This is a genomic window from Clostridium chrysemydis, from assembly GCF_015234215.1.
In the GTDB taxonomy this organism is placed as follows: Bacteria; Bacillota; Clostridia; order Clostridiales; family Clostridiaceae; genus Clostridium; species Clostridium chrysemydis.
This window is the reverse complement of the sequence record NZ_JADEKP010000021.1, coordinates 1-1,287: the sequence shown is the minus strand read 5'-3', so window position 1 is coordinate 1,287 and position 1,287 is coordinate 1. Positions and strand designations below refer to the sequence as shown.

Sequence of the window (1,287 nt, the reverse complement as noted above, 5' to 3'; positions counted from 1 at the left end):
AGAGAAATAGTGCCCGTACCGCAAACCGACACAGGTAGGTGAGGAGAGAATCCTAAGGCCGGCGGAAGAATTGCAGTTAAGGAACTAGGCAAATTGACCCCGTAACTTCGGGAGAAGGGGTGCCTGCGAGAGCAGGCCGCAGAGAATAGGCCCAAGCAACTGTTTAGCAAAAACACAGGTCTCTGCTAAAGCGAAAGCTGATGTATAGGGGCTGACGCCTGCCCGGTGCTGGAAGGTTAAGGGGAACACTTAGCGTAAGCGAAGGTGTGAACTTAAGCCCCAGTAAACGGCGGCCGTAACTATAACGGTCCTAAGGTAGCGAAATTCCTTGTCAGGTAAGTTCTGACCCGCACGAATGGCGTAATGACTTGGGCACTGTCTCAACTGCAAATCCGGCGAAGTTGTAGTGCGAGTGAAGATGCTCGCTACCCGCGATTGGACGGAAAGACCCCGTAGAGCTTTACTGTAGCTTAGCATTGAAATTCGGTATTGTCTGTACAGGATAGGTGGGAGACTTGGAAGCAGAGGCGTCAGCCTTTGTGGAGTCATCCTTGGGATACCACCCTGACAGTACTGGGTTTCTAACAGGATGCCATGAATCTGGTGACTGGACATTGTTAGGTGGGCAGTTTGACTGGGGCGGTCGCCTCCTAAAAAGTAACGGAGGCGCCCAAAGGTTCCCTCAGAACGGTCGGAAATCGTTCGAAGAGTGCAAAGGCAGAAGGGAGCCTGACTGCGAGACCTACAAGTCGAGCAGGGACGAAAGTCGGGCTTAGTGATCCGGTGGTTCCTCGTGGGAGGGCCATCGCTCAACGGATAAAAGCTACCTCGGGGATAACAGGCTGATCTCCCCCAAGAGTTCACATCGACGGGGAGGTTTGGCACCTCGATGTCGGCTCGTCGCATCCTGGGGCTGAAGTAGGTCCCAAGGGTTGGGCTGTTCGCCCATTAAAGCGGCACGCGAGCTGGGTTCAGAACGTCGTGAGACAGTTCGGTCCCTATCCGTCGCGGGCGCAGGAAATTTGAGAGGAGCTGTCCTTAGTACGAGAGGACCGGGATGGACTGACCTCTGGTGTACCAGTTGTTCTGCCAAGAGCATAGCTGGGTAGCTAAGTCGGGACGGGATAAACGCTGAAAGCATCTAAGCGTGAAGCCTCCCTCAAGATTAGATTTCCCATAGCGTAAGCTAGTAAGACCCCTTGAAGAACACAAGGTTGATAGGTCAGGAGTGTAAGTGTGGCAACACATTCAGCTGACTGATACTAATAGGTCGAGGGCTTGACCAAT

Annotated in this window: 1 rRNA gene; it reads left to right on the top strand. The window is 53.3% G+C overall.

Features of this window, described 5'->3' with window-relative positions:
- Window positions 1-1,286 (top strand): 23S ribosomal RNA (locus INR60_RS17130); the annotation flags it as partial.
- Window position 1,287 lies beyond the last annotated feature (1 nt).